Annotated in this window: 27 protein-coding genes, 1 tRNA gene and 1 pseudogene; 15 read left to right on the forward strand and 14 right to left on the reverse strand. The window is 58.9% G+C overall.

Annotated elements, in window-relative coordinates; all coding sequences use genetic code 11:
- The first annotated feature begins 204 nt into the window (after window positions 1-204).
- On the forward strand, window positions 205-1,581 hold the full coding sequence (locus AGR13A_RS04740) for an aspartate aminotransferase family protein (protein ID WP_167377407.1): 1,377 nt from the start codon (window positions 205-207) through the stop codon (window positions 1,579-1,581).
- Between the two features lie 59 nt (window positions 1,582-1,640).
- The gene (locus AGR13A_RS04745) at window positions 1,641-2,111 is read left to right on the forward strand and encodes an OsmC family protein (RefSeq protein ID WP_080833969.1); all 471 of its coding nucleotides are present in this window, start codon (window positions 1,641-1,643) and stop codon (window positions 2,109-2,111) included.
- Window positions 2,112-2,114: 3 nt separating this feature from the next.
- Here AGR13A_RS04745 and vapC read toward each other — a convergent pair whose 3' ends face one another.
- From vapC to AGR13A_RS04775, 7 genes are all read right to left on the reverse strand, one after another.
- Window positions 2,115-2,504 (reverse strand): type II toxin-antitoxin system VapC family toxin, encoded by a 390-nt coding sequence (vapC, locus tag AGR13A_RS04750; RefSeq protein ID WP_080833971.1) that lies wholly within the window; start codon window positions 2,502-2,504, stop codon window positions 2,115-2,117.
- Window positions 2,501-2,731, reverse strand: a complete 231-nt coding sequence (locus AGR13A_RS04755) for a type II toxin-antitoxin system VapB family antitoxin (protein WP_080836546.1) — start codon at window positions 2,729-2,731, stop codon at window positions 2,501-2,503. Before AGR13A_RS04755 ends, vapC begins: the two co-directional genes overlap by 4 nt.
- A gap of 66 nt (window positions 2,732-2,797) precedes the next feature.
- Entirely contained in the window at window positions 2,798-4,303 is a 1,506-nt protein-coding gene (gene amn / locus AGR13A_RS04760) for an AMP nucleosidase (protein ID WP_035218143.1), read from the reverse strand.
- 103 nt (window positions 4,304-4,406) lie between these two features.
- Window positions 4,407-4,580, reverse strand: a complete 174-nt coding sequence (locus AGR13A_RS24850; protein WP_167377408.1) for a hypothetical protein — start codon at window positions 4,578-4,580, stop codon at window positions 4,407-4,409.
- A gap of 10 nt (window positions 4,581-4,590) precedes the next feature.
- The gene (locus AGR13A_RS24855; protein ID WP_035218142.1) at window positions 4,591-4,773 is read right to left on the reverse strand and encodes a hypothetical protein; all 183 of its coding nucleotides are present in this window, start codon (window positions 4,771-4,773) and stop codon (window positions 4,591-4,593) included.
- Between the two features lie 157 nt (window positions 4,774-4,930).
- Window positions 4,931-5,527, reverse strand: coding sequence for a hypothetical protein (locus AGR13A_RS04770; RefSeq protein ID WP_080833974.1), 597 nt, complete (start codon window positions 5,525-5,527; stop codon window positions 4,931-4,933).
- A 121-nt stretch (window positions 5,528-5,648) separates the two neighbouring features.
- On the reverse strand, window positions 5,649-5,987 hold the full coding sequence (locus AGR13A_RS04775; protein WP_035218140.1) for a DUF2147 domain-containing protein: 339 nt from the start codon (window positions 5,985-5,987) through the stop codon (window positions 5,649-5,651).
- A 597-nt stretch (window positions 5,988-6,584) separates the two neighbouring features.
- On the opposite strand from AGR13A_RS04775, the gene AGR13A_RS04780 reads away from it, so the two are divergent.
- Window positions 6,585-6,851 carry a sel1 repeat family protein gene (locus AGR13A_RS04780; protein ID WP_003496982.1) on the forward strand — a complete coding sequence of 89 codons (267 nt, stop codon included), beginning with the start codon at window positions 6,585-6,587 and terminating at the stop codon, window positions 6,849-6,851.
- 448 nt (window positions 6,852-7,299) lie between these two features.
- Here the strand turns inward: AGR13A_RS04780 and AGR13A_RS04785 are convergent, their stop codons facing one another.
- Window positions 7,300-8,412 (reverse strand): pyridoxal phosphate-dependent aminotransferase, encoded by a 1,113-nt coding sequence (locus AGR13A_RS04785; RefSeq protein WP_080833976.1) that lies wholly within the window; start codon window positions 8,410-8,412, stop codon window positions 7,300-7,302.
- A gap of 168 nt (window positions 8,413-8,580) precedes the next feature.
- Complete coding sequence (locus tag AGR13A_RS04790; protein WP_035218137.1) at window positions 8,581-8,928, reverse strand: hypothetical protein; 348 nt, start codon at window positions 8,926-8,928, stop codon at window positions 8,581-8,583.
- A gap of 331 nt (window positions 8,929-9,259) precedes the next feature.
- On the opposite strand from AGR13A_RS04790, the gene AGR13A_RS04795 reads away from it, so the two are divergent.
- Both AGR13A_RS04795 and AGR13A_RS04800 read left to right on the forward strand, forming a co-directional pair.
- Entirely contained in the window at window positions 9,260-10,477 is a 1,218-nt protein-coding gene (locus AGR13A_RS04795; RefSeq protein WP_035218136.1) for an NAD(P)/FAD-dependent oxidoreductase, read from the forward strand.
- Between the two features lie 7 nt (window positions 10,478-10,484).
- Window positions 10,485-11,282, forward strand: a complete 798-nt coding sequence (locus AGR13A_RS04800) for an aldolase/citrate lyase family protein (RefSeq protein ID WP_080833979.1) — start codon at window positions 10,485-10,487, stop codon at window positions 11,280-11,282.
- A gap of 3 nt (window positions 11,283-11,285) precedes the next feature.
- Here the strand turns inward: AGR13A_RS04800 and AGR13A_RS24860 are convergent, their stop codons facing one another.
- Both AGR13A_RS24860 and AGR13A_RS04810 read right to left on the reverse strand, forming a co-directional pair.
- Window positions 11,286-11,462, reverse strand: coding sequence for a hypothetical protein (locus AGR13A_RS24860; RefSeq protein WP_167377409.1), 177 nt, complete (start codon window positions 11,460-11,462; stop codon window positions 11,286-11,288).
- Between the two features lie 94 nt (window positions 11,463-11,556).
- The gene (locus AGR13A_RS04810) at window positions 11,557-11,898 is read right to left on the reverse strand and encodes a hypothetical protein (protein ID WP_003496975.1); all 342 of its coding nucleotides are present in this window, start codon (window positions 11,896-11,898) and stop codon (window positions 11,557-11,559) included.
- Between the two features lie 163 nt (window positions 11,899-12,061).
- Here AGR13A_RS04810 and AGR13A_RS04815 point away from each other — a divergent pair.
- From AGR13A_RS04815 to AGR13A_RS04830, 3 genes and pseudogenes are all read left to right on the forward strand, one after another.
- Window positions 12,062-12,152 (forward strand) — tRNA-Ser (locus tag AGR13A_RS04815).
- Window positions 12,153-12,746: 594 nt separating this feature from the next.
- Window positions 12,747-13,763 carry a porin gene (locus tag AGR13A_RS04825; protein ID WP_080833980.1) on the forward strand — a complete coding sequence of 339 codons (1,017 nt, stop codon included), beginning with the start codon at window positions 12,747-12,749 and terminating at the stop codon, window positions 13,761-13,763.
- 606 nt (window positions 13,764-14,369) lie between these two features.
- A pseudogene (locus tag AGR13A_RS04830) lies at window positions 14,370-15,379 on the forward strand (porin).
- Between the two features lie 168 nt (window positions 15,380-15,547).
- Here the strand turns inward: AGR13A_RS04830 and AGR13A_RS04835 are convergent.
- On the reverse strand, window positions 15,548-17,620 hold the full coding sequence (locus tag AGR13A_RS04835) for a lytic transglycosylase domain-containing protein (RefSeq protein ID WP_167377410.1): 2,073 nt from the start codon (window positions 17,618-17,620) through the stop codon (window positions 15,548-15,550).
- 375 nt (window positions 17,621-17,995) lie between these two features.
- On the opposite strand from AGR13A_RS04835, the gene dapA reads away from it, so the two are divergent.
- Together dapA and smpB are read left to right on the forward strand one after the other, a co-directional pair.
- Window positions 17,996-18,880, forward strand: a complete 885-nt coding sequence (dapA, locus tag AGR13A_RS04845; RefSeq protein WP_035218085.1) for a 4-hydroxy-tetrahydrodipicolinate synthase — start codon at window positions 17,996-17,998, stop codon at window positions 18,878-18,880.
- Window positions 18,881-19,042: 162 nt separating this feature from the next.
- Window positions 19,043-19,525 carry an SsrA-binding protein SmpB gene (gene smpB / locus AGR13A_RS04850; protein ID WP_035218083.1) on the forward strand — a complete coding sequence of 161 codons (483 nt, stop codon included), beginning with the start codon at window positions 19,043-19,045 and terminating at the stop codon, window positions 19,523-19,525.
- Between the two features lie 194 nt (window positions 19,526-19,719).
- Here the strand turns inward: smpB and AGR13A_RS04855 are convergent, their stop codons facing one another.
- Both AGR13A_RS04855 and AGR13A_RS04860 read right to left on the reverse strand, forming a co-directional pair.
- Window positions 19,720-21,219, reverse strand: a complete 1,500-nt coding sequence (locus AGR13A_RS04855) for a globin-coupled sensor protein (RefSeq protein ID WP_080833984.1) — start codon at window positions 21,217-21,219, stop codon at window positions 19,720-19,722.
- A 236-nt stretch (window positions 21,220-21,455) separates the two neighbouring features.
- Entirely contained in the window at window positions 21,456-22,025 is a 570-nt protein-coding gene (locus AGR13A_RS04860) for a LabA-like NYN domain-containing protein (RefSeq protein WP_035218078.1), read from the reverse strand.
- A gap of 392 nt (window positions 22,026-22,417) precedes the next feature.
- Between AGR13A_RS04860 and rpoZ the strand changes: the two genes are divergently transcribed.
- From rpoZ to acpS, 5 genes are all read left to right on the forward strand, one after another.
- The gene (gene rpoZ / locus AGR13A_RS04865) at window positions 22,418-22,810 is read left to right on the forward strand and encodes a DNA-directed RNA polymerase subunit omega (RefSeq protein WP_035218076.1); all 393 of its coding nucleotides are present in this window, start codon (window positions 22,418-22,420) and stop codon (window positions 22,808-22,810) included.
- A 132-nt stretch (window positions 22,811-22,942) separates the two neighbouring features.
- Window positions 22,943-25,177 (forward strand): RelA/SpoT family protein, encoded by a 2,235-nt coding sequence (locus AGR13A_RS04870; protein WP_003521127.1) that lies wholly within the window; start codon window positions 22,943-22,945, stop codon window positions 25,175-25,177.
- Window positions 25,178-25,374: 197 nt separating this feature from the next.
- Window positions 25,375-25,521 (forward strand): DUF3563 domain-containing protein, encoded by a 147-nt coding sequence (locus AGR13A_RS04880; protein WP_162180472.1) that lies wholly within the window; start codon window positions 25,375-25,377, stop codon window positions 25,519-25,521.
- Between the two features lie 440 nt (window positions 25,522-25,961).
- Entirely contained in the window at window positions 25,962-26,540 is a 579-nt protein-coding gene (locus AGR13A_RS04885) for a DUF2062 domain-containing protein (protein ID WP_080833988.1), read from the forward strand.
- The gene (gene acpS, locus AGR13A_RS04890) at window positions 26,537-26,941 is read left to right on the forward strand and encodes a holo-ACP synthase (RefSeq protein ID WP_035218058.1); all 405 of its coding nucleotides are present in this window, start codon (window positions 26,537-26,539) and stop codon (window positions 26,939-26,941) included. The genes AGR13A_RS04885 and acpS overlap by 4 nt, the downstream gene beginning before the upstream one ends.
- The last annotated feature ends 4 nt before the right edge of the window (window positions 26,942-26,945 follow it).

A 26,945-nucleotide genomic window follows, 5' to 3' on the forward strand; every position in this document is an offset into this window, starting at 1 on the left:
CGAGCTCTCCGCATATCGCTGGCGTTGCCCCCTCATCCGACCCTTCGGGCCACCTTCTCCCCCTCGGGGAGAGGAAACCCTACCACCTCCGCTCGTCCAGGCCGCCCCTAAAAAACGCCAGTCTTGCCAAATCGAAGCCGCCCGGCCATGTTCGGCGGGCGCGGCAGCGTGAGCGCCGTCGCCTTTATGGGAGTGCGATCTGTCATGAATGAAGTCTCCAAGCCGATGTCCAATCTCGCCGCCATCGATGCCGCCCATCACCTTCACCCCTTTTCCGACATGGGCAAGCTGAATGCCGCCGGCACCCGCATCATCGAGCGCGCGGAAGGGGTGTTCATCTATGACAGCACCGGCAAGAAATATCTCGACGCCTTTGCCGGCCTCTGGTGCGTGAATATCGGTTACGGACGCCGCGAGATTGCCGATGTCGTGCAGCGCCAGATGAACGAACTGCCCTATTACAACGCGTTTTTCGGCACCACCACGCCGCCTGCGACGCTTCTGGCGCAGAAGATCGCCTCGCGCGCCGGGCCGAAGATGAACCATGTGTTCTTCACCAATTCCGGTTCGGAAGCCACCGACACCTGGTTCCGCATGGCGCGCGTTTACTGGAAGGCGCTCGGCCATCCGACGAAGACCAGGGTGATTGCCCGCCGCAACGGCTATCACGGCTCGACGGTGGCGGGTGCTTCACTCGGCGGCATGAAATGGATGCATGAGCAGGGGAACCTGCCGATTGAGGGCGTGGCCCATATCGGCCAGCCCTATTGGTATGCCGAGGGCGGCGATCTCTCACCCGCGGAATTCGGCCTGAAAGTCGCCCGCGAACTGGAAGCGAAGATCGACGAGCTTGGCGAAGAGAATGTCGCCGCTTTCGTAGCCGAACCCATCCAGGGTGCGGGCGGTGTCATAGTGCCGCCGGAAACCTACTGGCCGGAAATCGCCCGCATCTGCAAGGCGCGCAACATTCTGCTGGTGTCGGATGAGGTGATCTGCGGTTTCGGCCGTCTCGGCTCCTGGTTCGGTTATCAGCATTTCGGCGTGGAGCCGGACCTCGCCCCCGTCGCCAAGGGCCTGTCATCAGGCTATCTGCCGATTGGCGGCGTCATCGTCTCGGATCGGGTGGCGGAAGTGATGTTGTCGGAAGTCGGCGACTTCAACCACGGCTTCACCTATTCCGGCCATCCCGTCTGCGCCGCCGCCGCTCTGGAAAACCTCCGCATCATCGAGGAGGAGGGACTGGTGGAACGGGTGCGCGACGATATCGGCCCTTATTTTTCCGAGGGCTGGAAAAGCCTGACGGATCACGAACTGGTCGGCGAGGCGGTGAATGTCGGCCTGATGGGCGGCCTGCAGATAACGGCCGACAAGGCGACGCGCCGGCGTTTCGCCAAGCCGGACGACATCGGAACCGCCGTGCGCAACCATTGCCTGGCAAACGGCCTTGTGATGCGCGCCACCGGCGACCGCATGCTGGCCTCACCGGCGCTGACGATCAGCCGCTCGGAAGTGGATGAGATCATAGAAACGCTGCGCAAGGGGCTCGATCACCTGCGCGATACGCGGGAGCATTTCCAGTAAAACTGCGTAGCGGTTTTACGTCCGGAAAATGCGACGAAAAACTCTTAGGGAGGACTAAAATGGCAGGACAGGAACATCATTACGCCGTGCAGGTGAAATGGACCGGCAATCGCGGCAAGGGCACATCTGGCTACCGCGATTATGAACGCGACTACACGATTTCCACCGCAGGGAAAGCCGATATCTCCGGCTCCTCAGACCCCGCTTTCCGCGGCGATCCCTCCCGCTGGAACCCGGAAGACCTGCTGGTCGCCTCGCTCTCTGCCTGCCACAAGCTCTGGTACCTGCATTTCTGCTCGGTCAATGGCATCATCGTTGAAGACTATGTCGACAATGCCGAAGGCACGCTGGTGATGGAAAAGGATGGCGCGGGGCAATTCAGTGAAGTGGTGCTGAAACCGGTCATCACCATTTCGAAAGGCGATCCGGCCAGAGCGGATGAGCTGCACCATGATGCACACGAGAAATGCTTCATCGCACGCTCGGTGAATTTTCCCATCCGCGTGGAGGGGACGGTGAAGGTGGTTTGAGGCTCACGCCAGTCGCAGACCGAGATGATCGGCCATCGGCTGAAAGTCTCGGTCGTTTTGCAACAGCTTGTGCCCGTGCTCGATACAGTAGGTACCGATAATGAGGTCGTTGCTTTTTCTGATGGTATAGCCGCGCTCCCGCAGGAAGCGGTAGTTGGCGGCGGCCTTGATGGCGAGCTGGGGCGACATCATCGCGACGCAGGGAAATTCGCCCAGCATCTGCTCAAGGCGGCGCGCATGATGACCGTCACGCGCGCCTCTAAGCACCTCAAGAAGAATGATATCGCCGATCAGAATTTCGCCCTGCGCCATCAAGGCGCGAAACTTGGCGGAGAGGATAGGCGCGTCTTTTCGAATAAATGAAATCCAGGCAGAGCTATCTGCTACGATCATTTGGCGTTCTTCACATCCCAGTCCGTCTCAGCGTCCCAATCCGTCCGCATTTCGTCCAGATCGCCTTCCCAGCCCATGCCCTGCAACGCATCGAGGGCACGCATCTGACGATGAATACGCACGAGATCGCGCAACGCCTTTTCCACCGTTGCCTTTTTTGTCGAAAGGCCGGTGATTTCCATCGCCTCGGCGAGCAAGGCGTCATCGAGTTCAATGTTGGTACGCATCGAAAAATCCTTGGTGTATCGACTTTCGAAACAATACACCAAGGACGCTTTCTGCGATATCTGTTTTTACTGGAACGCCGTCTCGTAAAAGCTTCGAAGCTTGCGCGAATGCAGCGTTTCCGTCGGCATGGCGGCCAGCTTCTGCACGGCGCGAATGCCGATTTGCAGATGCTGGGCGACCTGGGTGCGGTAGAACTCCGTCGCCATGCCGGGCAGCTTCAATTCGCCATGCAGCGGCTTGTCGGAAACGCAGAGCAGGGTGCCGTAGGGCACGCGGAAGCGGAAGCCGTTGGCGGCGATGGTCGCCGATTCCATGTCGAGCGCTATGGCGCGCGATTGCGACAGGCGCTTGACGGGGCCGGCCTGATCGCGAAGTTCCCAGTTGCGGTTGTCGATGGTGGCGACGGTGCCGGTGCGCATGATGCGCTTCAACTCGAAGCCTTCGTAACCGGTGACTTCCGCGACAGCGCCTTCCAGCGCCAGCTGCACTTCGGCCAGCGCCGGGATCGGCACCCAGACCGGCAGGTCGTCATCGAGAACGTGGTCCTCACGCACATAGGCATGCGCCAGAACATAATCGCCCAGTCGCTGGCTGTTACGCAGTCCGGCGCAATGGCCGACCATCAGCCAGGCATGCGGGCGCAGCACGGCGATATGGTCGGTGATCGTCTTGGCGTTGGAAGGGCCGACGCCAATATTGACGAGCGTAATGCCGGCATGGCCCTTTTTCTTCAGGTGATAGGCGGGCATCTGCGGCAGGCGGGCCAGCACGGCGTCCGTTTCCGGCTTGTCGGAGCCGGCCGGGGTGACGATGTTGCCGGGCTCCACGAAGGCGGTGTAACCCTCGCCGCCATTCTTCATCAACTGACGCGCCCATGCGGCGAATTCATCGATATAGAACTGGTAGTTGGTGAACAGCACGAAGTTCTGGAAATGGCTGGCGCTGGTCGCCGTATAGTGGCTGAGGCGGGCCAGCGAATAATCGATGCGCTGCGCGGTAAAGGGCGCGAGCGGTGCCGGTTCGCCGGGCACCTGATCATATTCGCCATTGGCGATGAGATCGTCGGTGTTGTTGAGATCGGGCGTATCGAACAGATCGCGCAGCGGCACGTCAGACAGCGAGGAGGCCGCCGCCGCCTCGACATAGGCGCCTTCGCCGAAAGCGAAATGCAGCGGAATGGGCGTGGCCGATTCCGACACCGTGACGGGAACGCCGTGGTTCTTCATCAGAAGCCCCAGCTGTTCCTTGAGGTAATGGCGGAAAAGCTCCGGCCGGGTGATGGTCGTGGTGTAAACGCCGGGGGCGGTGACATGGCCGTAGGAGAGACGCGAATCGACATGGCCGAAGGTCGCGGTCTCAAGGCTGACCTGCGGATAGCAGGCGCGATAGCGGCCGGCAATCGGCGCGCCCTTGGCCAGTTCGGTGAAGGAATTGATCAGGAACGCCGTATTGCGTTCGTAAAGCGCGTTCAAAGCCGCCACGGCTTCTTTCGGGTCCGTGAATGTCTGCGGCGCGAAAGGCTCAGGAGTGACGAAGGTAAGGGGCGGAATCGTTGGTTTTGCTATTGTCATGGCCCATTATAAGAGGGCAATTTCGACAGGCAAGCGACAGAAATACGAAGAAACTGAAAAGAAACGGAAAATACGGCCGGGCCAAGGGTGGGGTGACGGAATTTCAGCCGAGCGCGCCGCGTTGTAGGCTCATCAGAAGCACGAAACCGGCGCCCTTGGATGCCGGGCGGGGATCGGCCTTGTAAACCGCAAGTCCCGCCACCGGGCCGAGAAAGATCGATGCCATCAGCACCAGCCGCAGAGCGGAGAACAGGCCGTTTGAAAAGCTGTTGATCATCGGCCGGTCCTCAAAGTACGACGGGGCAATTGGCGGCGGGCGCCGGGCTGTGCTGGCAGGCGATGGCCGCACCGGCATTCACCCGCTGGAAACTGCGGTTGGGATTGACGACGAGCGAAGCGAAGGACATGGCGAAGATCGCCATGAGAAACGCGAAGATTGCCAGCCGGCTGATCAGCTTTGCCATGTCCATTCCCCTTTATTGGAGTTGATGGACAGAGTTTTGCCATAGTCGGACTGAACGGACCCTGAGACCCCGGTTCATATGGCATTCAGGGAGGTTAACGGGGTACGCTGCGGGACAATTGAAGCTTTCGATGGCTTCGGAGCGTGGACATCCGCCTATCGAATCATGCCGGAGAGGCGCTGGCGCGCTCGACAAGTTCGGTGACAAGGCTGTCGAGCGCGGCGGGGTTTTCAACATCGACAAGCGGCATGCCAAGTTGCCGCGCCGATGCCATCATCTCGGCATTTTCGCGCAGCGAGCGTTCGATGAAGGCATCCATGATCCGGCGCTGGCCGCTCGCCGCATCGTTGTACCGTGCCTGCGAGCGCATTCTCTCCAGAAGAAAGTCGTTCTCGGCATGGAGAAAGACACCGGCGGTCGCCTCGCCAAGAAGGGGCGCAACGAATTCCGGCCGCAGGGCCGCGCCCTCGAAAACGGCTTGATTGCCGGTGCGCGCTTTGCTGTCGATCAGCCCGCGGATCAGCGGCCAGATATTCTGGTGGTGGACCTTCAGAAACCAATGGATCGTTTCTGCTGACAGCTGTGTGTAATATTCCTCGACAGGCGCCGGTATGCCGGGCCAGGGCCGTCCCGGGTGGCGCGCGAGACTATCGGTCGATATTGCCTCGCACCCAAGCTTTGCGCCCAACAGACCGGCAAGGGTGCTTTTGCCGACATGTGAGGTGCCCGAGATCAGGATCGTGGAAAAGGTGGGTCGCATGTGTCGATCTTAATCGTGTTCGGCGGGACCGCAACGATACATCAACGGATAGGTCCGTTCCCCGCCACATCCGCCTGCGACGGCAGGCGAGCCTTTAAAGGCTCACCCGCCGTGCCTGATTTTACAGCCGCGTCCAGGTCTGCGACTTGCACAGTATCTTCAGAACGCAACCCTTCATGCTCAGCGAATTGCCGGAAACGGTGCCGGAGCCGCTATAGGTCTTGTCATTGGCCGGGTCGGTAATGTCACCGGCATAGCTGTTTCCCTTGCCGGAAAGCTTGCCGATCTGTTTTCCGGCATGTTTACCGGTCTTCAGCGTCACACAAAAAGCCGCGCCGCAGGGACCGATTGCGGCTGTCTCGCCGCTTGCCGTCTTCCAGTTGCCTTCAATGGGCTCGGCCGCAAAGGCAAGGTTGCCACCCATCATCAGGGCGGCGGCAATCATCATCACACGCTTCATAAAAACTCCTCCCGAAATTCGCGCCGCCTCCCTGAACCGTGTCAGGGACCAATGCGCAGATCCAAACCCTTTGGCATGCCATGCGCCATCCATGATGCACAGCCGCCCGGCGGCGCAACGATTGCTCGCTACGCCTGCTTTGTCCTTTGCCTGTTTCATCCTCATGACAGGCAGGCGGATGTTATTTTACGTTCACGTAAAAGGAAACAGAAATTTGCGGTCTTTATGGGGCCTCTTCACCCGCTGAAGGAGCGGAAAAGCGGGAAATCCAAAAATCGTTGTTTTGATCGTGGTGAATGAAGGGTTGAAATCCAATTCTGAAGTTTTCGTAAAATTCGCCGCAAAGTCCTTAATTTCCGCACCTTGCGATATTTAACAAAAAACCAATTTTACCAATCGTTTGCAGTTTGTTTGCGTCACATTAATCATGCCTTTTAAGCGCCCGTTGAAGGCCTCATGGCATATTCAACTCATCAAAAGCGCAGGGAAAACCTGCCGGCCGGAAGGACAAAAAAGCCGCATAAGACGGCAGGTTCGAACGGTAGCCTCGGCAAGAAGGCACTTGATGAAACAGGCGAGAAGACAGGGATTAAAACGATGGCACGCTTTGAAATTCGCGATATCGAAATGGCAGTTGCCGGTGGCGAAACCCGCGCCGACACCCTTTGCAATCTCGGCCTGGTCTATGCGACCGGGCGGGGATGCAAGGTGGATCTGGTTGCGGCCCACAAATGGCTCAACATCGCCGCGATCCGCGGATCGGAAAGAGCCGCTTCGCTGCGTGCCGATCTTGCCCGCAACATGACCAAGGCGGAACTGGCCGAAGCGCTGCGTGCCGCCCGCGACTGGATGACGATGCACTGACGCATCCGCATCCGCGATAGAATTTCCGGTCCGGTTCCCTCCAGTCCCGATGACCGGTGCAAACGAAAGTAAACCCGAAGGGGAATGCGGCGAGGGCTTCTGAACAGAAGCTTTTGCGCTGACACATCAAACCGCGACCGGCAGGAACAAGGCCGGCGCGGTTTTCTTATGTTTGGCGATGTCTTTTGCTGGAAAATGATTCGCGGGCAGGGGCTTGCGGGCGGATTTTGAATCGCATTCGCAGCATATGGCAATTAGTTGGAGCCGGTACGGCAGTCCGCTTGGTTGTTTGAGTCCAAAACACTTCTCTCCCGTCATTCCGGCCTTGAGCCGGAATCCAGCCAGCCCAAGTCTTTGGGCTGAAAGGAATCTCTCCGCCGCGCAGACGCGCGTCGACTGGATTCCGGCTCAGGGCCGGAATGACGGAAGCGAGGGGATGTCGCCCGCCTCACCCAATCGCCTTGATCACCTTCGGCAGCGCCTGCTCAAAGAGATCGAGCTTGTCATCCGGTCCCACACTCACACGAATGCAGCGATTGAGCGGGGCGATGCCCGGCATGCGGATGAAAACGCCATGCTCCATCAAACCATCGACGATGGCGCGGGCGTAAGCACCATCGCGGTGGCAATCGATGGTGACGAAATTGGTGGCCGAGGGGAGCGGCGAAAACCCGTTATCGCGGGCAATCGCGACAATACGCTCGCGGGCGTTTGAGATTTTTCCGACAACCTCATGCAGATAGGCCTGGTCCTTCAGCGCCGCCAATGCGCCGGCGACGGAAATACGCGCCATGCCGAAATGATTGCGGATCTTGTCGAAGGCTTCGACATTGCCAAGCGTGCCGATGGCATAACCCACGCGGGCGCCGGCCAGCCCATAGGCTTTCGAGAAAGTCCGCATGCGCAGGATGTTCGGCTGGCCGATCAGCGCGTCTATGGCCGGCACGGCGCTTGCGGGTGCGGTCTCGCAATAGGCTTCGTCCAGAATGAGCAGGCAGGTTTCCGGCAACGCCCGGGCAAAGGCGATGACCTCGCTTGCCTCCCACCAGCTTCCCATCGGATTGTCGGGATTGGCGAAATAGACCAGCGGCGCATTTTCCCGGATAACGAGATCGAGAAGCCCGTCGAGATCCTCGTGATCGTCGACATAGGGTGTGGTCACGAGTTTTCCGCCAAACCCGTTCACGTGGTAATTGAAGGTGGGATAACCGCCGAGCGACGTGACCACTGGCGTTCCCGGCTCGACGATCAGCCTGGCGATCTCACCCAGCAACCCATCGACCCCGCCGCCGATGGCGATATTGCCGCGCGCAACGCCGTGGTGGATGGCCAGCGCCTCCTTCAACTCGAAATTTTCCGGATCGCTATACATCCAGGTATCGGCGGCCGCATCGCGCATGGCCAGAAGCACGGAAGGGGCGGGGCCGAAGCCGCTTTCATTGGCGCCGATCCGTGCTTCCACCTTCAGGCCACGGTTCCGCTCGATGGCTTCAGGGCCGACGAAAGGAACGGTTGAGGGGAGCGAGACGGCAAGCGGCGTAAGGCGTGAGAAAGCGGACATTGGCTGAGAGTTCCGGTACCTGTTTTAAAACCCGGCACACAATAGGTGCAAAAAAACCGGACGCAAGCCGCGCCCGGTTATTGGATGACTGTTTTGGAACAGTTTTTTCCTCCGCCACTTCCCGACGGAAAAACCTGCCGGCGAATCGGCCGGCAGGCCGTGCCAGGTTCAGGCGCTGGTCTCAAAGCTCAATCTGCGCACATGGTGCAGGAATTCGGCGTCGATCAGCATATTGAAGCCGATCGTGACCTTTTCTTCCTCCCGGCGGATCAGCGTGCAGCCGATTTCGTCGCGGATACCGAGAATTTCCAGATAGAAATTGGCGGGCATCTCCAGATTCGGGCTGACTTCGAGTTCCGCGCCGTAAAGCGAGATGGTGCGCACCAGGCAGCGCATGGTGTCCTTGGCACTGAGGTGGTGCCCGATGAAGGTGATCTTGCCGGGTCGGTCGATCTGAAATTTCTCGTACTTCTCGTCCTGGGGGACGTTCTGACGGGGATCCATATGCAAAGCCATGACAACCTCCCGGATTGCCTCTTCCTGGTGCTGATTTTAACGCGGCTTCCTTGCCAGCGCGTGAAGGAAATTCGCGCAATTGTCTGTTTTCCGTCTCGACATGGGCCAACGCCCCTTACGCAAGCCGATGTTTCCCTTGGGGGAAATGCGCTCGGCTTTGTCTGGTTGCAGGCGTGTCGCAGCCTGAGCTGATAATGTGTCATGCTTGCACCGGGCTGGCGTCGCCGTGCGGTTGACGCGGGCCGTACTTGGCGTTACGCCTGATCGGGCAATATGGCTTTGCGCGAGTGGGTGGGACTGGCCCGTCGCGATTCGTGTCTGGGAGTTGAATGTGACGGGTAGGCTGGTAATCGTCGGGGCGGGGCAGGCCGCTTTCGCGCTGGCGGCAAAGCTCAGGGCGCTGAAGGATGAGCGCCCCATCACCATCATCGGTTCCGAGGATGCCTATCCTTACCAGCGGCCGCCGCTTTCCAAAAAATACCTTCTCGGCGAAATGAGCTTCGACCGGCTGATGTTCCGGCCGGAGGAATGGTACGCGGAAAACAATGTCGATATCCGGCTCTCCACCTGGGTGGAGGAAATCGACCGCGCGGCCAAATCGTTGCGCATGCAGGATGGCAGCACGCTTTCCTACGACAGGCTGGTGCTGGCGACCGGTGCCGCCCCCCGCCTGCTGCCGGCCAGCATCGGCGGCGATCTCGAAGGGGTTCTGACCGTTCGCGACAAGCGCGATGCCGACCGGCTGATGGCGGAGATGAAGCCCGGCCGCCGGCTGCTGGTCATCGGCGGTGGTTATATCGGTCTGGAGGCGGCGGCCGTCGCCCGCAAGCTCGGCCTCGATGTGACGCTGATCGAAATGGCTGACCGTATTCTCCAGCGCGTGGCGGCGAAAGAAACGGCCGACATCATGCGCGGCATTCATCAGGCAAATGGCGTCGCGATCCGCGAAAAGACCGGCCTTGTGCGCCTTGTCGGCATGGATGGCCGGGTTGCCGCTGCAGAGCTTTCGGATGGTTCGACGCTTGACGTGGATTTCGTCATCGTCGGTATCGGCGTGACGCCGAACGACCGCCTTGCGCGCGAATCGGGCCTCGATGTCGGCAATGGCATAGTGGTGGACGAATATACCCGCAGTTCGGACAGCGATATTCATGCGGTGGGCGATTGTGCCTTGCTGCCCTGGCGCGGCCAGCATGTGCGAATCGAATCGGTCCAGAACGCGGTCGATCAGGCTGAGGCCGCCGCTCATGTGCTGGCCGGCACAGAAATCGCCTATGACGCCAAGCCGTGGTTCTGGTCGGATCAATACGAGGTGAAGCTGCAGATTGCCGGTTTCAACCTCGGTTACGACGAGACGGTGCTGCGGCCGGGCGCACGCGAAGGCAGCTGGTCTGTCTGGTATTTCCGCGATGGCCGCTTCGTGGCCGTCGATGCCGTCAATGACGCCAAGGCCTATGTTGCCGGCAAGAAATTGCTCGATACCGGCGCTGAACCGGACCGCGCCATTCTGGCGGACCCCTCCGCCGATCTGAAATTACTGCTCTCCTGAGGATATCATGCCCGCTCCAGAAAACCGCTTCAAAACCGCCATCCACGCCGGCAGGCCGCAGATTGGCCTCTGGCTCGACATGGGTGAGGCCATCACGGCGGAAATCGCCGGAACGGCGGGGTTCGACTGGCTGGTGATTGACGGCGAGCACGGGCCGAACGATCTGCGCAGCATCATCGACCAGCTGCGCGCCCTTGCCACGTCGCCCGCCGAGCCGGTGGTGCGCGTGCCGGTCGGCGAAAGCTGGATGATCAAGCAGCTCCTGGATGCGGGCGCCCGCACGCTGCTCGTTCCCATGGTCGATTCGGCGGCGCAGGCGGAAGCGCTGGTGAGCGCCATGCATTATCCGCCGCGCGGCATTCGCGGCATGGGGGCTGCCGTTGCCCGCGCCTCCGCTTTCAATACCATTACCGATTATGCCGACAGCGCCTCCGACAGTGTCTGTCTTCTGGTGCAGGCCGAAACGCGCGCCGCGATCAACGATCTCGACAATATTCTCGCGGTGGAGGGTGTGGACGGCGTCTTTATCGGCCCGGCGGATCTCGCGGCGGATATGGGTTATCTCGGCAAGCTGGATGAGCCGGAAGTGCAGGCGGTCATCGAGGCGGCAATCGTCAAGATCGTCGCGGCCGGCAAGGCCGCCGGCATTCTCACCTTCAACGAGACCTTCAATCGCCGTTATCTCGAACTCGGCGCGTCTTTTGTGGCTGTCGGTGCCGATGTCACGGAATTTGCCAACACGCTGCGCTCGCTTTCCAGCCGCTACAAAGGCGGGGCAGCACCTGCGGCGAAATCCGGATATTAAAGCTCAATCGTCGTTGCTGGCATTCAGCTTTTCCGGCGGAATGCCCTCTTCGCCGGAGGCGAGATAACCGCTGTTGATGAGGGCGGCGCGGACGATGCGCTGGATCGCCTCATCCCTGTCGATGCCGTGATCTCTCGCAAAATCCGACAATGCCTCTTCAAGATCATCGCTAAACTGCATTTTTGCCCCCATTCTTCATGTCTTCAAACCAATACGAACAGGCAAGGCGGAATAAATCCCGCCTCGCCTGAATTTTGTATTGTCACGCAGTCGATTAGCGCCAGCGATAAAGGCTGCTATTCGACGAGCTCTGCTGCGTGCCGGCGCCGACCGCATAACCGATCGCGAAACCGAGTGCGCCGACGATCGTCAGCAGCGAGGTTGCGGTGCCCGGATTTTCCTTGACCGCCTCCACCACATTCTGGCCCTGGGCGCGGACATTGCTCGCCGCCTTGCGAACGCGGCCACGCGCCTCATCCAGAAATTCCGATGCGTCTTCACCAACGCCTTCCGCGCGGGCGGAAACGGATTTGGAGAGAGACGCGATTTGCGTGCGCAACTCCGCAATCTGATTTTCGATCGTGTCTTCGACAACATTCAGTTTGGTCTGAGCCATTAGAACACCTCTTTTGTTACCGAAGCGAGAACGTGTCGGCCTTAAAGAAGTTCCCCAATTCTCCCGTAAAGTTTGACCGACCGCCCTCCGTCCAACAGGTTTTTCGGCTTCTTGGCGAAAAAGCCTTGCATTCATTTTTTTTACGCAATAATCAGGCCGCACCGGAGAGGTGGCCGAGTGGTCGAAGGCGCTCCCCTGCTAAGGGAGTATACGTCAAAAGCGTATCGTGGGTTCGAATCCCATCCTCTCCGCCACTTCAGCGCATGGCGTAACTCTCCCCGAAAAAATCGTCTCAAGCCGACTCATAGTCGCTGCTCATGAAATGTCATGTGGCCGAAACGACGATACCCCTTATATGCAAATCATCAGTCAAAGTGTCTGTCGAAGCAGGTCTGCCGAATCGTTATCCGGTGAATCGGTGGCAGACGGCATGTGTTTCCCGATACACGCTGCGACATCATGCCAAGGGCCGGGCCGAGAACAGGCAAATATTTCCATCATTACTGGCCGGCGCAGCAACGGATCGCCGAAAAGGCGTGTAGTTTAGAAAGACCTTGTTAACTGCGCTAACTAACGGATTTTCAAGGAACTTCTTAACGCATCGTAAAGCCGCTTATCCTTTGGTGGCGCACTGTGTGTTGTTTCCGCAACAAACCGAAATGAAGCATATACGTAAATGCGGTTTATCGGATGTTGGCGATTGCAAGCCGCGAAACCTTTTGTATTTTCACGACCAGAAGCGAGGCGGTGGATCGTTTGGCTTCTAAGAACACGGGAATGGGGCAGGGAATGCTGTCCTTCAGCGAAAGTACCCAGACCCTTTTAAAAACTTTGACTGGAGGTCAACCATGAACATCAAGAGCCTTCTGATCGGCTCCGCTGCGGCTCTCGCAGCAGTATCCGGCGCACAGGCCGCTGACGCTATCGTCGCTGCTGAGCCTGAGCCCCTTGAATACGTTCGCGTTTGCGACGCTTTCGGCACCGGCTTCTTCTACATCCCCGGCACCGAAACCTGCCTGAAGTTCGGCGGTTACGTTCGTTTCCAGACCAACATTGGCCGCGATGCCAAGGGTACGTCTGACTGGAACTCGTTCACGCGCGCTCAGTTCGAAGTTGACACCCGCACCGACACCGAACTCGGTGCTCTGCGTGGCTTCATCGGCTTCCGTGGCAATGCCGACAACGGTTCTGCTTCTGGTTCCAGCGTTTTCGTTGACCAGGCCTTCATCGAACTCGGCGGCCTGAAGGTCGGTAAGTTCTACAGCTGGTGGGACGATAGCCTTTCTGGCGAAACGGACGAGCTGTCTTCCAACGCTCTGTTCAACTCCATTCGTTACACCTACGATGCTGGCTCGTTCTGGGCAGGCGTTTCGGTTGACGAACTCGAAGGCATCACTGTTGGTCCGTTTAACGAAACCGACAACAACGTTGGTGTTGCTCTCGGCGTTGGCGCCAAGCTCGGCGCTGCTTCCTTCCAGCTCATCGGTGGCTACGACACCGACCGCGAAAACGGCTCTGTACGCCTGATCGCAACGGCTGACGTTGGTCCGGGCACGCTTGGCCTGGCTGGTGTTTGGGCTTCCGGCGCAAACGCTTACTACAACGTCTCCGAGTGGGCAGTTGCTGCGGAATACGCCATCAAGGCAACCGACAAGCTGACGATCACCCCCGGCGTTCAGTACTACGGCAACTACGGCCTGGTTTCCTGGGATGACTTCTCGAACGACGACGGCTGGACAGCTGGTCTAACGCTCGACTACAAGATCACGCAGGGCCTCTCCACGAAGATCGCTGTTAACTACGTTGACATCGACAACCGTGACGACCAGGTTAAGGGTTTCGTTCGCCTTCAGCGTTCGTTCTAATCTGATCTGACATTGTCAGTGATGGAAAGCCCGGCTCTCGAGCCGGGCTTTTTCGTTTCTGTAACGCCTTTCCGGCAAGAGGTGCGGGGATCATCGCCACGCCAGTGGCCGGGTGCCGATTGGCTTTGATGTTTCGACCCGGCGTCGCAGCGGATGACTGGCCTTGACGGCAATTGCGGTTGTTGATTCGTTCGGGATCCTCTGCCTCCGGAAATGTATGAAGGTGAGACAACGAGCCGATTCTGAACGCTGCCTGTGAATTCTAGAGAGCCGCAAATCGCTTTTTGGACAATCTCACATGGCTTGATTGCGTCGGTATTTTGTTTTTGCGACGGATTTGACTCATGAGAAAGATTTTCCACTTTCCGCAAGTGCTTGAAATAAATCAAAAATTAACGATTTGTTAAGAAGTGCGCCGGGGTCGGTTAGAATTGTAGCTATTTCGCAACAATGAAAAACTAAGGACACCTTACTGTCTTCCTTTCGTCATGATTGCGATTGCCTGTCCGCCAGGTTTTGGCTCTAATCACCTCCATAAGCGGCACGCATTCGTTAGTGCTTTCCCACCCGCTGCTTAGAAAATTGGCGTTTGACTGGAGGTCAACCATGAACATCAAGAGCCTTCTCATCGGCTCCGCTGCGGCTCTCGCAGCAGTATCCGGCGCACAGGCCGCTGACGCTATCGTCGCTGCCGAGCCTGAGCCCCTTGAATACGTTCGCGTTTGCGACGCTTTCGGCACCGGCTTCTTCTACATCCCCGGCACCGAAACCTGCCTGAAGTTCGGCGGTTACATCCGTTTCCAGACCAACTTTGGCCGTGACGCCAAGGGTACGTCTGACTGGAACTCGTTCACGCGCGCCCAGTTCGAAGTTGACACCCGCACCGACACCGAACTCGGTGCTCTGCGTGGCTTCATCGGCTTCCGTGGCAATGCCGACAACGGCACTGCTTCTGGTTCCAGCGTTTTCGTTGACCAGGCCTTCATCGAACTCGGCGGCCTGAAGGTCGGTAAGTTCTACAGCTGGTGGGACGACGATCTGAATGGCGAAACCGACATTCTGTCCACGAACACCCTGTTCAACTCGATCAAGTACACCTACGACGCTGGTTCTTTCCAGGCTGCTCTCTCGGTTGACGAGCTTGAAGGTTCGTACGGTCAGTACCAGTACGGTCCGGACAACAACGTCGGCATCGGCGGCAAGTTCGGCGCAGTTACCGCCAACCTGATCGCCAGCTACGACTTCGATGCAGAAAACGTTGCTATCCGCACATCCTGTTCGCTGACATTGGTCCGGGCACCTTCGGTCTTGCTGGTGTATGGGCTTCGGGCGACAACGCTTACTACGCAAAGTCTGAATGGGCTGTTGCCGTTGAGTACGCGATCAAGGCTACGGATCGTCTGACGCTTACCCCCGGCTTCGAGTACCTCAGCAAGCTGGACGTCAACCCTGTTGACGGCGACTTCACTGGCGACCGTGACGCCTGGACTGCTGGTCTGACGGTTGACTACAAGATCACTGAAGGTCTCGCTACCAAGATCACCGCCAACTACTACGACGAAGATGGTCGTGACGATGAAGTCACCGGCTTCGTTCGCCTTCAGCGCACGTTCTAATCTGATCTGACATTGTCAGTGATGGAAAGCCCGGCTCTCGAGCCGGGCTTTTTCGTTTGAATATCTGCCGAAGCGGAAAACCGCGTGGCTTGGATGGGGAAACAAAAAAAGCACCGGGCCAGCCGGTGCTTCGATGGTCTCACGGTGCTCGGCCGACGAACCTGACCCTTACCCCGACCGCCCATGGCGCAGATCATCGACAATATCGGCCTGTTGTCCCAGCCGTGACTTGTAGACCTGATAATTCTCCATCACGCGCTGCACATAATTGCGCGTTTCGGGGAAGGGGATGCGTTCGATCCAGTCGACCACCTCGTCGATGGGCTTGCCGCGCGGGTCGCCGTAACGGGCGATCCATTCCGGCACGCGCTTCGGGCCGGCATTATAGGCGATGAAGGTGAGGATATAGGAACCGCCGAAACTGTCGATCTGCTCGCCAAGATAGTGAGCACCAAGTGTGGCGTTATATCCCGCGTCGCTCGTCAGCATCGCCTGCGTATAGGGCAGGCCATGGCGTCCGGCCACGCCCTTTGCGGTTCCCGGCAACAATTGCAGCAACCCGCGGGCATTGGCGGCGGAGACCGCGGCCGGGTTGAAGGCGCTCTCCTGACGGGCGATGGCATAGGCAAGTGCCTTGCCGGAGCCGGCAATATTGGCGCTGGCTGGAATGACGCCGAGCGGATAGGCGAGGGCGGCCGCATCGATGCCGCGGCTGAAAGCCGTCTTGCCGATCTGCAGCGAGACCTGATGGTTACCGTTGTTTTCCGCCCTTGCGGCCAGAATGGCAAGTTCGCCGGGGCTGTCGAGCTGATCGGCCAGCGACCGGTAAAGGCTGTCGGCCCGCCAGCCATAGCCCGCGGCCTCCAGCCGGTCGATGGCGCGCACGGCCTCTCTGCCGGCAAAACGCTCCCGATCACCACCGCTTGGGCTGGGATAGGTGACGTTCAGCGTCTTTGTGCCGATCCGTGCTGCGGCAAGCTGGCCGTAAAAGGTGCCTGGATGGGCCGCAGCCCTGGTAAAGAAGTCGCGGGCATTGCCCGGCCCACCCGCTTCCGCTGTCCGCCCGAGCCAGTAATAGGCGCGCGAAGCCGAAAGCGGCCGGTTCGAGGTCTGCAAAAGCGTATTGAAGTGGCGGGAAGCCGCCGCGGGGTCGCGCAGCGCCCGAAGCGCGTACCAGCCGGCATGGAATTCCGCATCGGCAATATCGACGGCGGAGGTGGCCGAATGATTGGCGACAATGCGGTAGGCCTCGGCAAAATCGCCGAGATCGGCAAGGCCGCGGGCGATAATGCGCCGCTCATTCCACCATTCTCCGGGATTGACGAGCTTGCCCGCTTCCTTTGGCGCCTGCCGCAAGAGGACCGCTGCTTCCGGATATTTCTGCTGGTTGCGCAGATTTTCAACGCGGGCGAAGAGAAAGGCCGTGTCGTTGCGCCATGTCGCGTCGACCTTGCCCAGGAGCGCGCCCGCATTGGCGGATCGCTGCAACACGGCCGCCCATGCACTGTAAAGCGACTGCGCCTTGCCCAGATCGCCAAAGCGCTTGGCCTGGCCGATGCGGCTGCGATACATCAGATAGTCCATGCGCGCCTTGTGGTCGGCGGGCGTCAGATAGCTGGGGAATTCGGCAAGAACACGGTCTTCCATGTCCTTGTCCATGCCTTCGCTGACCCACAGCTGGCGAATGAGGCTCTGCGCTTCCGCGCCCTTGCCGGAAGAAGAGAGGGCCTTGGCGAGTACCACGGTGCCTTCGGCGGTTTCCGGCCGGCTGCTGCCGAAAGCGGCTAGCACCTGGGACGCGGGCGGATCTTCACGGTAAAGCGCTTTTTCTGAATTGGCGCGCAAGGTTGCCGCGCCCGGCCAGCCGGTCAATTCACGCTGGGCTGCGGCGATCTCGGCGGAAGGCACGTCCTTCTGACCGGAAACGGCAATCGCCCAGGAAAGAATGTGCCGGTCGAGGCTTCCCGTCGGCATGGCGTTGCGCAGCGCAATGGCGCGCGCGGCATCGCGGCTGGAAAGGGCGTCGAGGCCCGCTTTCATCTGGCCCGCGTCATCAGGCCGGTTGAGGCGTGGTATCGCGCCGGTGATTTCGGGGGAGGCGGGCATGAAGGCGGGAACGGTCGGCGCATTCGGCTTCACATAGGGAAGCGGCACCGCACCTTCCGGCACGGGGCCGGCCAGTGCGTTCCACACGGTCGCGGCAAGACCTGCCGCCATCAATGCCCAAACTGTCTTTTTCATACCGCTCTTCATTACCGGACGGAAACAATCGACCTTCTTGTATTGTCAATTCATTGCAGCGGGATTGCGGGAAGCGCCTGTGGTTCTGGTCCGAAATCCCACCCTCAAATCTACGGAGAGTGAGGTTAACGAAACCTTACCTGCGGCTGCGCAATCCTATCAACTTTTATTCACCGGCCTGCGAGCGGCGCCTATTTCCATCGCCTCGTTTTTTCAGCTGCCGTGTGACGCTCGCAGAGTGTCACACTTCCGACAATTTCGGACAAAATAGGCTTCCTTTGCGCTTGTCGGCGCCAAGGGCTGGCACTAATGTGTGCCGGTTTTAACCATCGAATGCGGCCGAAGCATGAACCGGCTCGGCGCCAGGAGCTTTGCATGTTCAAGGGATCAATTCCCGCCCTCATTACCCCGTTCACGGACAATGGCGCCGTGGACGAACAGGCGTTTGCCGCCCATGTGGAATGGCAGATCGCCGAAGGCAGCAACGGACTTGTGCCTGTTGGCACGACGGGGGAATCTCCAACCCTGTCCCACGACGAGCACAAACGTGTGGTCGAGCTGTGCATTGAGGTAGCGGCGAAACGGGTTCCGGTCATTGCGGGCGCTGGCTCCAACAATACCGATGAGGCGATCGAGCTTGCCCTGCACGCGCAGGAAGCTGGTGCGGATGCGCTGCTGGTGGTCACCCCCTATTATAACAAGCCGACACAGAAGGGCCTGTTCGCCCATTTTGCCGCTGTCGCCGAAGCGGTGAAGCTGCCGATCGTCATCTACAATATCCCGCCGCGCTCGGTGGTGGATATGTCGCCGGAAACCATGGGCGCGCTGGTCAAGGCGCACAAGAACATTGTCGGCGTCAAGGATGCGACGGGCAAGCTTGACCGCGTCTCCGAACAGCGCATTTCCTGCGGCAAGGATTTTATCCAGCTGTCGGGCGAAGACGGCACGGCGCTCGGTTTCAACGCCCATGGCGGCGTCGGCTGTATTTCGGTCACCGCCAATGTCGCTCCACGTCTCTGTTCGGAGTTCCAGGCGGCAATGCTTGCCGGCGATTACGCCAAGGCCCTGGAATATCAGGATCGCCTGATGCCGCTGCACAAGGCCATCTTCATGGAGCCCGGCGTCTGCGGCACCAAATATGCGCTTTCGAAGACGCGCGCCGGCAATCGCCGGGTCCGCTCGCCGTTGATGAGCACGCTGGAACCGGCAACCGAAGCAGCCATCGACGCGGCGCTGAAGCATGCCGGCCTGATGAACTAAGAGACGCCTGAAAGCCTTAAAGGCGCGCAATGGGCCCGCTTCGCGACAGAAGCGGTTCCGCGCGCCTTTTCTTTTTGCGACGACGATACTAAATAGAGGCTCGAAAACCGCTTCGACCGACAGGTCGCAGGCGCAATAAGAAAAACAAGGGATTGAAATATCATGGCCCCCAAAGGCAGCCAGCGCGTGGTGAACAAGATCGTTGCGGAAAATCGCAAGGCCCGGTTCAACTACGAAATCATCGACACCTATGAGGCAGGGCTGGTGCTGACCGGCACCGAGGTCAAGTCTTTGCGCGAAGGCAAGGCGAACATCGCCGAATCCTACGCCTCGGACGAGGGCGATGAAATCTGGCTCATCAATTCCCACCTGCCGGAATATCTGCAGGCCAACCGGTTCAACCACGAGCCGCGCCGCCGTCGCAAGCTGCTTTTGAGCAAACGCGAAATCAGCCGCCTGCGCGCCGGCATCAACCGCGATGGCATGACGCTGGTGCCGCTGAAGGTCTATTTCAACGAAAAGGGCCGTGCGAAGCTGGAACTGGCGCTCGCCAAGGGCAAGAAGCTGCACGACAAGCGCGAGACGGAAAAGGAACGTGACTGGAACCGGCAGAAGTCGCGTCTGCTGAAGGGCGGTAACGCCTGAGCGGCAGGAGATTTCGCGGCGTAGAGGGTAGCGGCGTTTCGCCACTTGTTCCTTCGTCATGCCGGACTTGATCCGGCATCCAGCCACGGCGCATCTGCGCCGTGGAAAGGGTCCTTTCAGCCCAAGGACTTGGGCTGGCTGGATCCCGGCTCAAGGCCGGGATGACGGGAGCGTGCTGTTGTCCGTGGCGCCTCTCAAGCAGCCCGATACGTCCGCTCCACGTAGGCCTTCGACGCCGAAACACTGAACCTGCTGACAAGCGCCGCAAGATTGGCGCTGACATCGCTCAGATTATGCGTCGCCGCATTGGTTTCTTCCACCATCGCCGCATTCTTCTGGGTCAGATTGTCCATGCTGTTGATGGCGGCGCTGATTTCCTGAATGCCGACGGACTGCTCCTGCGCCGCCTTGGTCAGCGAGGTGATGTGATCCTGGATATGATCCACCTTGTTGCCGATCGTATTCAGGGATTCGCCCGTCTTGTTGACCAGCGAGACACCCTGCATCACATCGTCGGAAGATTTGGCGATCAGGGTCTTGATTTCCTTGGCGGCGGTGGCCGAACGCTGCGCCAGCTCGCGCACTTCCTGGGCGACAACGGCAAAACCCTTGCCGGCATCGCCGGCACGGGCGGCTTCCACGCCGGCATTCAGCGCCAGAAGATTGGTCTGGAACGAAATCTCGTCAATGACGGAAATGATCTGGGTGATCTTCTGTGACGATTCCTCGATGGCGCCCATCGCTTTTACCGCTTCCGTCACCACATCGCGCGACCGTGCCGCCTCGACAGCCGAGCTTTCGACGATGGCCTTGGCCTCTTCGGAGCGCTGCGCCGAAAGCCTGGAAATGGTGGTGATTTCCTCGACGGCGGCGGCGGTTTCCTCAAGGGCTGCCGCCTGCTGCTCCGTCCGGCGGGCCATGTCGTCGGTCGCAGACGTCAACTCGCGGGTATTGCCCGATATCTTGTTGGCTTCCTCGACGATCTGCGCAAATGCACCGGAGAGATTGCCGACGGCCGTATTGAAATTGGAGATCAGCCCTTCGAATTGCGGCGCGGTTTTCTCGCCGATGCTGGAGGTGAGGTCGCCATTCGCCAGCTTGTTGAGCGCGTTGTTGAGCAGTTCGAGAACGTGGTCCTGCTCCTTCTTCATCTGCGCCTGCTCTGCCTCGACCTTCAGTCGCTCAGCTGCGAGCACGTCGAGGTAAACGGAGATGGAATAGTCCATGTCGAGAAGGGCGGCCTTGACGGTCACCGTCAGGGCGTCCTTCAGCTTTCTGGCCTTCTTTTCCACGAAAAGGCCCTTCAATTCGGAATCGATGACGGCTTTGACGATGCCATCAAGCATCAGCGCATAGCCGCCAATATACCATCTCGGCTCCAGCCCCAGCTTGGCATGGGTGCGGCCAATGGCGGTCACGGCGTCGGTATAGTCCGAATTGAACGTACCGGAGGCAATGCGCGTCCAGTGCTTCACCTGCATGCTCTTGGCGTGCTGGATATGCGCATCGCTGGCGAAAAACTTCGCCGTCTCCGGCACTGTGCGCACCTTTGCATAAAAACGATCGAGAGACGCATCGAGAGAACCGGTGATGACGCCCTTCATGTCTGACAGGTTTTGCCGCTGCTCGTGGCCAAGCCCCAGAAAATTCAGTCTCTCATCGAGTTGTCGGTCGTTTTTTGCTTGGCCATGCATGTCTAGTCATCCTGATTTGGCACCGAAATCATGTGGTTGGCGCCGTTGGGGTGATTTAGACACGTCTAAAATTAACCAAGTTATAATTTTGACTGTCTGAATTTGATGTTTGTTAATTTCAAAGGCAATTTTTACCTCACCGGCAGGACGGTTTCACCCTGCCATGTCGCCAAACAAAAACGCGCCCGCCTTTCGGACGGACGCGTTCGTGATTTAATCGCAGCAAAAAACCGGGATCAGATCGTCTCGGGGCTCTCGACATGCCGGGCAGGGCGCTCGTTCGGGTCGCGGCCGATTTCGGCCTTCAGCGTCATCAGATCGATGAAGTGATCGGCCTGCCTGCGCAGGTCGTCGGCGATCATGGCGGGCTGCGTTGCCATGGTGGAAACCACGGACACCTTGCGGCCCTTGCGCTGCAGCGCATCCACCAGCGTGGTGAAATCGCCGTCGCCGGAGAACAGGACGAGGTGGTCGACCGTTTCGGACTGTTCCATGGCATCGACCGCCAGTTCGATATCCATGTTGCCCTTGATCTTGCGGCGGCCGAGCGCGTCGGTGAATTCCTTCGCCGGCTTCGTCACGACCTTGTAGCCGTTATAGTCCAGCCAGTCGATCAGCGGGCGGATCGAGGAATATTCCTGATCTTCGATCAATGCGGTGTAATAATAGGCGCGCAGCAGATATCCACGCTTTTGAAACGCCTTGAGGAGCTTGCGGTAGTCGATATCGAATCCCAGGCTTTTCGATGCTGCATAAAGATTGGCTCCATCTATGAAGAGCGCAATTTTCTCCCGTGGATCGAACATTCCATCCCATTCCTTTTTTTGGAAAGGCCATTATCTGGCTTTTATTTCCGGTCGCTAACGCAAAAAAACATGTCGTATCAACGAAGTTTGCGCATCGCCGTTGCGTTTTAAGTAAGGTAACTTCACCCGTATTCCAAGACAATTCTTCTAGACATTTTGTTCATCAGACGCCAAACATGGGCAATAAGGTGCCAAAAGACGCCAAAGACAGGAAAAACTTGAATTCCGCGGCCAATGGCTGTATCGGAAGCTCGAAAGCTTCGTCGCGAGAAATCCTGAATGTTTTTCGCAGGGCACGAAGCGCAGATTCAATAGGTTAGAGCATCCCTTGTGCACCCCAAACATTGCACGGCGCTCTGATCCACGACATTACGACCCGCAAAGGACAGGCAATGGCCCGCGTCACAGTTGAAGATTGCATTGATAAAGTAGACAACCGTTTCGAGCTGGTGCTTCTCGCCAGCCACCGTGCGCGCCAGATTTCTCAAGGCTCCTCCATCACGGTTGACCGCGACAACGACAAGAACCCCGTCGTGGCGCTGCGCGAAATCGCCGATGAGACGCTGTCTCCCGACGATCTGAAGGAAGACCTCATCCATTCGCTGCAGAAGCATGTGGAAGTGGACGAGCCCGAGCCCGATCCGGTCACGCTCGCAGCCTCCGCTGTCGCCGATGGGGAAGACGACGACCAGCCGGAAACGGTTACTTTCGACCAGATGTCGGAAGAAGAACTGCTGGCGGGTATCGAAGGCCTTGTGCCGCCGGAAAAAAATGACGACTATTGATCTGACTTTATGACGCCATTGGCAGGCGGTGGTTACCGTCTGTCAATATTTGCCGTCATAATCTGATCCCTATTGATGCAGCATTGTGCGCCGACCCCTAGGTTGGCGCGCTTTCTTTTTGTGGAATATCGCATGATGCGGCAATACGAACTCGTTGAGCGGGTTCAAAAATATAAACCGGATGCGAATGAGGCCCTGCTGAACAAGGCCTATGTTTATGCCATGCAGAAACATGGCCAGCAGAAGCGGGCCAATGGCGACCCCTATATCTCGCATCCGCTGGAAGTTGCCGCGATCCTCACCGAAATGCATCTCGACGAATCGACCATCGCGGTGGCGTTGCTGCACGATACGATCGAGGACACCACTGCCACGCGCGCCGAAATCGATGAGTTGTTCGGCGAGGATATCGGCCGGCTGGTGGAAGGGCTGACCAAGCTCAAGAAGCTCGACCTCGTTACCCGCAAGGCCAAGCAGGCCGAAAACCTGCGCAAGCTGCTGCTGGCCATTTCCGACGACGTGCGCGTTCTGCTGGTAAAGCTCGCCGACCGCCTGCACAATATGCGCACCATGGAATATATGCCGGCCGACAAGCGCAGCCGCATTTCCGAAGAGACCATGGAAATCTATGCGCCGCTCGCCGGCCGCATGGGCATGCAGGATATGCGCGACGAGCTGGAAGACCTGTCCTTCCGGTATCTCAACCCGGAAGCCTACGAGACGGTGACCAACCGTCTTCAGGAACTGGAAACGCGCAATGAAGGGTTGATCAAGAAGATCGAGGACGAGCTGCGCGAGCTTCTGGTGGCGAACGGCCTCATCGGGGCCAATGTCAAAGGGCGTCAGAAGAAGCCCTATTCGGTGTTCCGCAAGATGCAGTCGAAGTCGCTCTCTTTCGAGCAGCTTTCCGATGTCTACGGGTTCCGCATTCTGGTGGACGACATTCCCTCCTGCTACCGGGCGCTGGGCATTGTCCACACCCGCTGGCGCGTGGTGCCGGGCCGCTTCAAGGACTACATCTCCACGCCGAAGCAGAACGACTATCGCTCCATCCACACCACCATCGTCGGCCCGTCGCGCCAGCGTATCGAACTGCAGATCCGCACCAAGCGCATGCACGAGATCGCCGAATTCGGCATCGCCGCCCACGCGCTTTACAAGGATGGCGAGAATGGGGAGGGCGATCTGCTCTCGCCAGAGAGCAACGCTTATTCCTGGCTGCGCCACACCATCGAATCGCTGGCCGAAGGCGACAGCCCGGAAGAGTTCCTCGAGCACACCAAGCTCGAACTTTTCCAGGACCAGGTGTTCTGCTTCACGCCCAAAGGCAAGCTGATTGCCCTGCCGCGCGGCGCAACCCCCATCGATTTCGCCTATGCGGTGCACACCAATATCGGCGACACCACCGTTGGCGCGAAGATCAATGGCCGGATCATGCCGCTCGTCACCCGCCTGAACAACGGCGACGAGGTGGAGATCATCCGCTCCGGCGTGCAGGTGCCGCCTGCCGCATGGGAAGAGGTGGTGGTGACCGGCAAGGCCCGCTCGGCCATCCGCCGCGCCACCCGCATGGCCATCCGCAAACAATATTCCGGCCTCGGTTATCGCATTCTTGAGCGCACCTTCGAGCGCGCCGGCAAGGCCTTCTCGCGGGAAGCACTGAAGCCCGTGCTGCATCGCCTGGCGCAGAAGGATGTCGAAGACGCCATTGCCGCCGTCGGCCGCGGTGAGGTCTCCTCGCTGGATGTGCTGCGCGCGGTCTATCCCGATTATCAGGATGAGCGCGTCACGGTGAAGATGACCGGCGATGATGGCTGGTTCAACATGCGCAGCGCCTCCGGCATGGTCTTCAAGATCCCCGGCAAGTCGCGCTCGGTTCTCGAGGACGACGGTGCGGCCGAGATGCTGGATGGACCGGACCCGCTGCCCATCCGTGGCCTTTCCGGCAATGTCGACGTGCATTTCGGTGCCGCCGGCGCCGTTCCGGGTGACCGCATCGTCGGCATCATGGAAAAGGGCAAGGGCATCACCATCTATCCGATTCAGGCGCCGGCGCTGCAACGCTTCGACGACGAGCCGGAGCGCTGGATCGATGTGCGCTGGGATCTCGATGAGGCGAACAAATCGCGCTTCATGGCGCGGGTGATGATCAATGCGCTGAACGAACCGGGCACGCTCGCCTCGGTGGCGCAATCGATCGCGACGCTTGATGTCAATATTCGCGGCCTCAACATGGTGCGCATCGGCACGGATTTTTCCGAGCTGGCGCTGGATGTCGAAGTCTGGGATCTCAGGCAGCTGAACCAGCTCCTGTCGCAGCTCAAGGATCTCGATTGCGTCTCAACAGTGACGCGTGCCTTCGATTGAGGCATTTTTGATCCTTTGCAAATACTAAAAGGTCGTTGTTATGCGTTGAATGCATGGCAGCGGCCTTTTCCTGTCTCTGGTCGTGGAGGCGGTTTGCGACTATTTTCATCTCAGAAATCGAAGAGAAGGAAATGCGGCGTGCCGGTGGATGAACACCGATGAGAAACGCCAGTTCCAAACCGAAAGGACCGAAAATCATGTTTACTCCGCTTCGCAAGATCGCCCGTGCCGTTCGTGGCAAGACCACTCAGGAACGCGAATTCGAATATCTCAGCGCCTCCGTTTCGAATGTCGACCTGGAATTCCGCCAGCGCGAAATCGACCGTGGCCTGTTCCGCCGGTAATGCACACAGCGCATGGCAGCCAATCGCCATGCGTATGGAGCCAGCAGGTGCAGCCGTATCGGCCTGTGTATTGCTGTGTCTCGCAAAACTATGTGAATGCGCGCTTCAAGCGGGCGTCCCAAACTGGTTGACCCAATACGCCGCAAAAAAATCCGGCTCAGTCCCCTGTCGCAATAGGCGACACTAAATTGGGACTGATATCGAAGGCTCGATATTCACTGTATTCGTGACATCCCGCGTCCGCCATGCCGGACTTGATCCGGCATCCAGCCAGCCCAAGTCCTTGGGCTGGAAAGAGTCTTCTCGCCGCGCAGACGCACGTCGGCTGGATTCCGGCTCAAGGCCGGAATGACGGAAGCGGAGAATACACCTGCAAAAGAAATCCCTGCGTCATCTATGATGCTCTTGGCTCAGCCCGGGCGATGAAATAGACTGAGCCCATGCCGTTTCGCCGCCGTGAACCCGTTGGTTTTTCAGAGAAGATTCGCGACCTCTTCTGGCCGCGCACGGGTTTTACCCGTTCGCTGCGCTATATGAAGCTGCGTCTGCTGCGGCTTTCCGCCTCTCCGCATTCCGTTGCCGCCGGTGTCGCCATTGGTGTCGGCGTGGCATGGACGCCGTTTCTCGGTATTCATATCATCATCGCCATGGCGCTTGGCTTCCTCATGCGCGTCAATCTTGTTGCGGCCGCACTCGGCACCACCTTCGCCAATCCGCTGACATTTCCCTTCATATGGGCGTCCACCTGGGAACTGGGGCATTTCATCCTCGGTCGGCAGAGGGCGGAAAGCGCTGCCCATGTGGATTTCGTGGCGCTGTTCAGCCATCTTGAATTCCGGCAGATATGGACGCCGGTGCTGGAACCCATGACCATCGGCGCGATTCTGCCCGCAGCCATCAGCGCCGTCATCGCCTATGTCGCCGTTTATGGCCTCATCAGCGGCTTTCAGCGGCGCAAGATGGAAAATCTCGCGCACCGCGCCGCCAATAAAAATGCCTCTCTGGAGATGTTGAAATGATCATTGGATTGGGTAGCGACCTGATCGACATTCGTCGCGTTGAAAAGTCGATCGATCGTTTCGGCGACCGCTTCACCCATCGCTGTTTTACCGATATCGAGCGGGCCAAATCCGATGGCCGCAGGAACCGCGCGGCTTCTTATGCCAAGCGCTTCGCCGCCAAGGAAGCCTGTTCCAAGGCGCTGGGGACCGGACTTGCGAACGGTGTTTTCTGGAAGGACATGGGTGTCGTTAACCTGCCGGGTGGCAAGCCGACCATGGTATTGACCAATGGGGCAGGGGAAAGGCTGGCGGCGCTGCTGCCCGCCGGCCACCGCGCCAATATTCACCTGACGATCACGGACGACTTCCCCTATGCTCAGGCATTCGTGATTATCGAGGCGCTTCCCGTGAACGGGTAAGACG

Source organism: Agrobacterium genomosp. 13 str. CFBP 6927 (assembly GCA_900012615.1).
In the GTDB taxonomy this organism is placed as follows: Bacteria; Pseudomonadota; Alphaproteobacteria; order Rhizobiales; family Rhizobiaceae; genus Agrobacterium.